The organism is Nguyenibacter vanlangensis, assembly GCF_013376155.1.
GTDB classification, from domain to species: Bacteria; Pseudomonadota; Alphaproteobacteria; order Acetobacterales; family Acetobacteraceae; genus Gluconacetobacter; species Gluconacetobacter vanlangensis.
This window is the reverse complement of record NZ_JABXXP010000120.1, coordinates 1-6763: the sequence shown is the minus strand read 5'-3', so window position 1 is coordinate 6763 and position 6763 is coordinate 1. Positions and strand designations below refer to the sequence as shown.

The 6763-nt window shown below is 65.2% G+C and carries 7 protein-coding genes; all 7 read right to left on the bottom strand.

Annotated features, from left to right (window positions below; all coding sequences use genetic code 11):
- Positions 1 to 27 precede the first annotated feature (27 nt).
- Positions 28 to 1452, bottom strand: coding sequence for an NADH-quinone oxidoreductase subunit NuoN (gene nuoN / locus HUK84_RS08260; RefSeq protein ID WP_176639870.1), 1425 nt, complete (start codon positions 1450 to 1452; stop codon positions 28 to 30).
- 23 nt (positions 1453 to 1475) lie between these two features.
- Positions 1476 to 3416 carry an NADH-quinone oxidoreductase subunit L gene (gene nuoL, locus HUK84_RS08255; RefSeq protein ID WP_176639869.1) on the bottom strand — a complete coding sequence of 647 codons (1941 nt, stop codon included), beginning with the start codon at positions 3414 to 3416 and terminating at the stop codon, positions 1476 to 1478.
- 7 nt (positions 3417 to 3423) lie between these two features.
- The gene (gene nuoK / locus HUK84_RS08250; RefSeq protein WP_317135262.1) at positions 3424 to 3747 is read right to left on the bottom strand and encodes an NADH-quinone oxidoreductase subunit NuoK; all 324 of its coding nucleotides are present in this window, start codon (positions 3745 to 3747) and stop codon (positions 3424 to 3426) included.
- Positions 3744 to 4490, bottom strand: coding sequence for an NADH-quinone oxidoreductase subunit J (locus HUK84_RS08245; protein WP_176639868.1), 747 nt, complete (start codon positions 4488 to 4490; stop codon positions 3744 to 3746). The genes nuoK and HUK84_RS08245 overlap by 4 nt, the downstream gene beginning before the upstream one ends.
- Before the next feature lie 93 nt (positions 4491 to 4583).
- On the bottom strand, positions 4584 to 5072 hold the full coding sequence (gene nuoI, locus HUK84_RS08240; protein ID WP_176639867.1) for an NADH-quinone oxidoreductase subunit NuoI: 489 nt from the start codon (positions 5070 to 5072) through the stop codon (positions 4584 to 4586).
- Positions 5072 to 6097 carry an NADH-quinone oxidoreductase subunit NuoH gene (gene nuoH / locus HUK84_RS08235; protein ID WP_176639866.1) on the bottom strand — a complete coding sequence of 342 codons (1026 nt, stop codon included), beginning with the start codon at positions 6095 to 6097 and terminating at the stop codon, positions 5072 to 5074. The genes nuoI and nuoH overlap by 1 nt, the downstream gene beginning before the upstream one ends.
- A 6-nt stretch (positions 6098 to 6103) precedes the next feature.
- On the bottom strand, positions 6104 to 6763 hold a 660-nt coding region (locus HUK84_RS08230; protein ID WP_176639865.1), incomplete at its 5' end, for a molybdopterin-dependent oxidoreductase.

The window sequence follows — 6763 nt, the reverse complement described above, 5'->3', positions numbered from 1 at the left end:
CGGGCGGCCGGGGCAAGCCGACCGCCGTCACCTGAACAGGGCCAGGGCCGCCGCCTGCGCCGCGCTCGAAACCGGTCCCCATACCAGCAGGAAGCAGACCGTCGCCACTCCCATCCCCACCGAGAGGAAGGACAGCGACAGCGGCCGCCGGTCGAAGGACGGCGCGCCATCCTCGAAGAACATCACCTTGACCACGCGAACATAATAATAGGCCCCGATCACGCTGCTGACCACACCGGCCAGCACCAGGACATGGAGATGGGCATTCAGCGCGGCATAGAACACCATCATCTTGCCGAAAAATCCGGCCAGCGGCGGCAGCCCCGCCATGCTGAGCATGAAGATCGCCATGGCCATCGCCAGCCCCGGGTCCGTCCGCCCCAGGCCGGACAGGTCGGAAATCGCGGTCAGGCCGCGCCCCTTGCGCTGCATGGCGACGATCACGGCAAAGGCGCCGACATTCATCAGCAGGTAGGTGGCCAGATAGACCAGCGTTCCGCGCATCCCCTCGGGCGTGCCGGCGGACAGCCCCATCAGCGCATATCCCATATGGCCGATCGACGAATAGGCCATCAGCCGCTTGATGTCCTTCTGCGGAATCGCCGCCACCGCGCCGAACAGCATCGACAGGATCGCGATCGCCTCGACCAGCATCCGCCATTGCGGCGCCACATGGCCGAACGGCCCGGCCATCACCCGCAGCAGCAGCGCGAACGCCGCGAATTTCGGCGCGCCCGCCATGAACGCCGTCACCGAGGTCGGCGCCCCCTGATAGACGTCGGGCGTCCACATATGGAACGGCACCGCCGACAATTTGAAGGTCAGGCCCGCCAGCATGAACACGATGCCGAACATCAGCCCCAGCGGCACCGCGCCCTCGGCGCCCAGCGCCTGCTGGATGGCGCCGTATTCCATGGTCCCGGCAAAGCCATAGACCAGCGCCGAGCCATAGAGCAGCAGGCCCGACGCCAGAGACCCCAGCACGAAATATTTCAGCCCGGCTTCGGCCCCCGCCACCTCGTCCCGCGCGAAGGCGCACAGGATGTAGATGGCCAGCGACGACAATTCCAGCCCGATGAACAGGGTCATCAGGTTGCCCGAGGACGCCATCATCATGGTGCCCAGGGTCGAGAACAGCAGCAGCACCGGAAATTCGAACCGCTCGACCTTCATCGCGCGCGCATGGCCCACCGTCAGCATGGTGGCCAGCGCCCCGCCCGCCAGGCTCAGGATCTTCATGAAGCGGGCGAAGTCGTCATTGACGAAGATATGGTTGTATCCCACCCCGTCCGGCGTGGTCAGGACCAGGAACCCCGTCACCACGAAGGACGCGATCGTCAGCATCGCGCAGGACAGGAAAGGCTGCGCCTTCGTCTGCACCACGCCGAAGACCAGGATCGCAAGGCCGCAGCACGCCAGGACGATTTCCGGCAGAGCAAGTGTCCAGTTCATCGCTTACACCCGTTTCCCGGAGATCAGTGGATAATCAGCAGGGTCGAGACCAGCACCACCAGCCCGATCAGCATCGTGAACGCGTAGATGGCGATCGACCCGGTCTGCGTGCGCACCGCCTGCGCCGCGGTGCCAGCGGTCACGCGCGCCAGCCCGGCGGGTATGGCCTCGATCACCCCTTCATCCGCGCCCTTCCACAACAGGCGCGCCAGCGCCTGATAGGGCCGGATGAAGATGCGGTCATATAATTCGTCGAAATACCATTTGTTCAGCAGGAACAGGTACAGCGGCCGCATGCCGCGCGCCAGGCCGGCCGGGATCGCCGGTCGGGCCACATAGCACAGATAAGCCACGGCAATCCCCGCGATCCCCGCGATGCTGGGCACCAGCGCGATCAGCTCCGGCGTCTGCTCCAGGGTCGCGATCACCGTGTCGCCCGGCGCGTTCACGATCGCCCCGGCCCAGAAATCCGCCTGCCCGGCCCCGACATAATGCGGCGCCAGCAGCAGGCCGGCCAGCGCGGCCCCCAGCCCCAGCAGCACCAGCGGCAGCGTCATCGATAGCGGGCTTTCATGCGCGCCCTCGTAGAGATGCGCATCGCGCGGCGTACCGTGAAAGACCAGGAACAACAGCCGCCAGCTATACAGCGCCGTCAGGAAGGCCGTGATGCAGCCCAGCACCCAGCCATAGAAGCCCAGGCCGCTATGCGCCATCCAGGCCGCTTCCAGGATCGCGTCCTTCGACCAGTAGCCGGCGAAGGGGAAAATCCCCGCCAGCGCCAGGCTGCCCGCCCACATCGCGCCATAGGTCAGCGGAATCTTCTTCCACAGCCCGCCCATGCGGAACATGTCCTGCTCGTCATGCACGGCATGGATGACCGATCCCGCTCCCAGGAACAGCAGCGCCTTGAAGAAGGCATGCGTCGTCAGATGGAACATCGACGCCTGATAGGCCCCGACCCCGGCCGCCATGAACATATAGCCCAGTTGCGAGCAGGTCGAATAGGCGATGGTCCGCTTGATGTCCGGCTGCACCAGCCCGACGGTGGCGGCGAAGAAGCAGGTCGTCGCCCCGATGAACAGGATGAAATCCTTGGTATAGGGCGCGAATTCCACCAGCGGCGACATGCGCGCCATCAGAAACACCCCGGCGGTGACCATGGTCGCCGCATGGATCAGCGCGGAAACCGGCGTCGGGCCTTCCATCGCGTCCGGCAGCCAGGTGTGCAGGAACAATTGCGCCGACTTGCCCATGGCACCGATGAACAGCAGCGTGCAGATCACCTCATAAACCCGATGGATGCCGAACAGGTGATAGACGTCGTCGCCATGCGCCGGCACCAGGGCGAAGATATTGTCATAGGTGACGGAACCGAATTCCACGAACAGCAGGGCCACCCCTACCAGGAAGAACAGGTCGGCCACGCGATTGACCACGAACGCCTTGATCGCCGCGTCGTTCGCGCTGGGCCGGTCGTACCAGTATCCGATCAGCAGATAGCTGGCCAACCCCACCCCTTCCCAGCCGAAGAATAGCTGGATCAGGTCGTTGGACGTCACCAGCATCAGCATGGCGAAGGTGAACAGCGACAGGTACGAGAAGAAGCGATAGGTCGGGACCTTCTCGTGCCCCATGTAGCCGGTGCTGTAGATATGCACCAAGGCCGACACGCAGCCGACCATCGCCACCATCGACAGCGACAGCGTATCCATCCGCAGCGTCCAGGCGGCATGGAAATTGCCCGCGCGGATCCAATCGGCCAGGGACACCACGGCGGGGGTGCCGCCGGCATGCAGCGCGGCGTACAGCGCGCCGATGCCGCAGCCCGCCGAGACGACCATCAGCACGGTGGTCAGGGCCTGCGCGACCCTGTCGCCCGTCACCCGGCCGAACAGGCCCGCGACGGCCGAGCCGAACAGCGGGGCAAGAACCGCGATCTCGAAAAGGTTGGATGCCGTTTCCATGATCCGCTCACCCCTTCATCATGCTGATGTCTTCGACCTCGATCGATCCACGATTGCGGAAATAGACCGTCACGATCGCCAGCCCGATCGCGGATTCCGCCGCCGCGATGGTCAGGACGAACAAGGTGAAGACCTGCCCGGACAGATCGCCGAGCGCCGAAGAAAACGCGACGAAATTCAGGTTCGCCGACAGCAGGATCAACTCGATCGACATCAGGATGATGATGACGTTCTTGCGGTTCAGGAAAATCCCGAACACGCCCAGAACCAGCAGGACGGCACTGACCGCCAGATACGGCCCGATGCCGATGCTTCCCAAACCGCCGCTCACCGCGCCGCTCCTTCCTGGTCCGCAGCGCCTTCGGCCCGCGTCGCCGCCTCCGGCGCGATCTCGTCCGCCACGCCGTAGGATCCGGGGACGGAGGCAATGAAATAGGACTCCTTCGGCCGCAGGAATCCGCCATTGCCGATCACCCCTCCGCCCAGCGGCAGGGCCATCATCTCCAGCGATTCCGTCGCGGTGCGCGCATGCTGGCGCTCGATATTCTGCCGCCGCCCCATCGGCCGCTCGCGCAGGGTCAGCACGATCGCCCCGATCATCGCGACCAGCAGCACCAGCCCGCAGGCCTGGAACAGGAAGACATAGTGCGTGTAAAGCACGTCACCCAGCGCGGCCGTGTTGCTCCGCCCCGGCGCCGGCACCAGATGGCCGATCGCGCCGATCTGCGACGCGACCCGCCAATGGCCGAAAGCCAGCACCAGCTCCGCCAGCAGCACCCCGCCCACCGCGGCCCCGAACGGCGCATAACGCTGCAGCCCCTCGCGCATTTCGGTGAAGCGCACATCCAGCATCATGACGACGAACAGGAACAGCACCGCCACCGCGCCGACATAGACGATGACCAGGATCATCGCCAGAAACTCGGCCCCCGCGACCAGGAACAGCCCCGCGGCGTTAAAGAAGGCCAGGATCAGGAACAGTACCGAATGGACCGGGTTGCGGGCGCTGACCACCATCCCGGCCGACAGGACCAGCACCGTCGCAAATACATAGAAGACGATTTGGGTCATCATCGGTGACCTTCCTGCCGCATGGCTCTTTCCTCCTGCCGCCGCCGCGCGCCGCGCCGTCCCGCCGGGACCGGCACGATCGCCGGGCCGGACCTCTCAGCGATAAGGCGCATCGAGCTCCAGCCGCCGCGCCAGCACGCTTTCCCAGCGATCGCCGTTGGCCAGCAGCTTTTCCTTGTTGTACATCAGCTCTTCGCGCGTCTCGGTCGCGAATTCATAGTTCGGGCCTTCGACGATCGCATCGACGGGACATGCTTCCTCGCACAGCCCGCAATAGATGCATTTCGTCATGTCGATGTCATAGCGCGTGGTGCGCCGCGACCCGTCCTCGCGCGGCTCGGCCTCGATCGTGATCGCCTCGGCGGGGCAGGTCGCCTCGCACAATTTGCAGGCGATGCACCGCTCCTCGCCGTTCGGATAGCGGCGCAGCGCATGCTCGCCGCGAAAGCGCGGCGACAGCGGCCCCTTTTCATAAGGGTAGTTGATCGTGGCCTTGGGCTTGAAGAACGCCTTCAAGGTCGCCCCCATGCCGGCCACCAGCTCGGCCAGCAGGAAGGAGCGGACAGTCCGGTCCAGATATCCCATCAGCTCGCTCCTCCCTGGGGCAGCAGCCCGGTCGCCATCAGGAAGCCTGCCGTCAGCACCATCCAGACCAGCGAGAACGGAAGGAACACCTTCCATCCCAGCCGCATCAACTGGTCATAGCGGTAGCGCGGAAACGTCGCGCGCACCCAGATGAAGACGAACAGGCAGAACAGGATTTTCGCGATCAGCCACAGCGGCCCCGGAATCCAGGTAAAGGGCGCGATCCCGACCGGCGGCAGCCAGCCGCCCAGGAACAGGATGCTGACCATTCCCGACATCAGGAACATGTTGGCATATTCGCCCAGGAAGAAGAGACCGAAGGCCAGCGCCGAATATTCGACGAAGAACCCGGCCACCAGCTCGCTCTCGCCTTCGGGCAGGTCGAACGGCGCGCGATTGGTTTCCGCCAGCGCCGAGATGAAGAAGACGATGAACATCGGAAACATCGGCAGGCAGAACCAGACATGCCGCTGCGCCAGCACGATGTCGTTCAAATTCAGGCTGCCGACCGCCAGCAGCACCGACACGATCACCAGCCCGATCGACACTTCGTACGACACCATCTGCGCGGCCGAGCGCAGCCCGCCCAGGAAGGCGTATTTGGAATTCGACGCCCACCCCGCGATCAGGATGCCGTAGACCCCCAGCGAGGAAATCGCCAGCAGGTACAGCACGCCCACATTGATGTTCGCGACCGCCCAGCCATTGTTGGTGGGAATGACCGCCCAGGCCACCATGGCCAGCGAAAAGGTCAGGAAGGGCGCGAACAGAAACAGAAACCGGTTGGCGCCCGCCGGTATGACCGTCTCCTTGGTGATCATCTTGATCGCGTCGGCAAAGGCCTGCAGCATGCCGAACGGGCCGTTCACGTTCGGCCCCTTGCGCAGTTGCATCGCCGCCATCACCTTGCGCTCGGCCAGGGTCAGATACGCCACCCCCAGCAGCAGCGGCACCAGAACGGCCAGCGCCTCCAGGACGGTCAGGATCACCTGGCCGATCAGTGTGTGCAGAAAGAAATGCGCCACGTCGCCCTACTCCGCCGCCTCGATCCCGGGTTGGATCCCGGCATGGACATAGATCCGCGAACATTCGCCCATCGTCGGGCTGGCCCGACAGATCGGATTGGTCTGGTAATAATCGTCGAATATCGGGCGGAACGGCGCGCCCGATACGCCCCGCGCCTCGCCCGCCGGACCGCCCAGGCCCGTGACGTCCACCGCCTCGACACCGCCGATCACGCGGAAGACCGGGTTGGCCAGCGCCATCCGCTCGCGCAGCGCCTCCAGCGTATCATAGGGCAGAGTCTTGCCCACCACTTCGGAAAACGCCCGCAGAATCCGCCAATCTTCCCGCGCGTCGCCCGGCGGCATCACTGCGCGGAACGTGCGCTGCACGCGCCCCTCGGTATTCACGTACGTGCCGGATTTCTCGGCGAAACTCGCCCCCGGCAGAATCACGTCGGCCCGCGCCGCCGCCGCGTCGCCATGATGGCCCTGATAGATCACGAATGTCTCCGGCCCGATCCGCGCGGTATGGAACTCGTCCGCCCCCAGCAGCCACAGCACGTCGACCCCGCCGCTCATCATGCCCGCGGCGCTGCGCCCGCCCGGCCCGGGCACCAGGCCCAGATCCAGCCCCGCCACGCGGCCGGCCGCGTGATGCAGCACGTTGAACCCGTTCCACCCGGCGCC

What these genes read in the sequence shown, in the direction of transcription:
- nuoL (WP_176639869.1), bottom strand. Translation starts at nt 3,416, where the DNA reads ATGGAAACGGCATCCAACCTTTTCGAGATCGCGGTTCTTGCCCCGCTG.
- HUK84_RS08245 (WP_176639868.1), bottom strand. Translation starts at nt 4,490, where the DNA reads ATGATGACCCAAATCGTCTTCTATGTATTTGCGACGGTGCTGGTCCTG.
- nuoI (WP_176639867.1), bottom strand. Translation starts at nt 5,072, where the DNA reads ATGGGATATCTGGACCGGACTGTCCGCTCCTTCCTGCTGGCCGAGCTG.
- nuoN (WP_176639870.1), bottom strand. Translation starts at nt 1,452, where the DNA reads ATGAACTGGACACTTGCTCTGCCGGAAATCGTCCTGGCGTGCTGCGGC.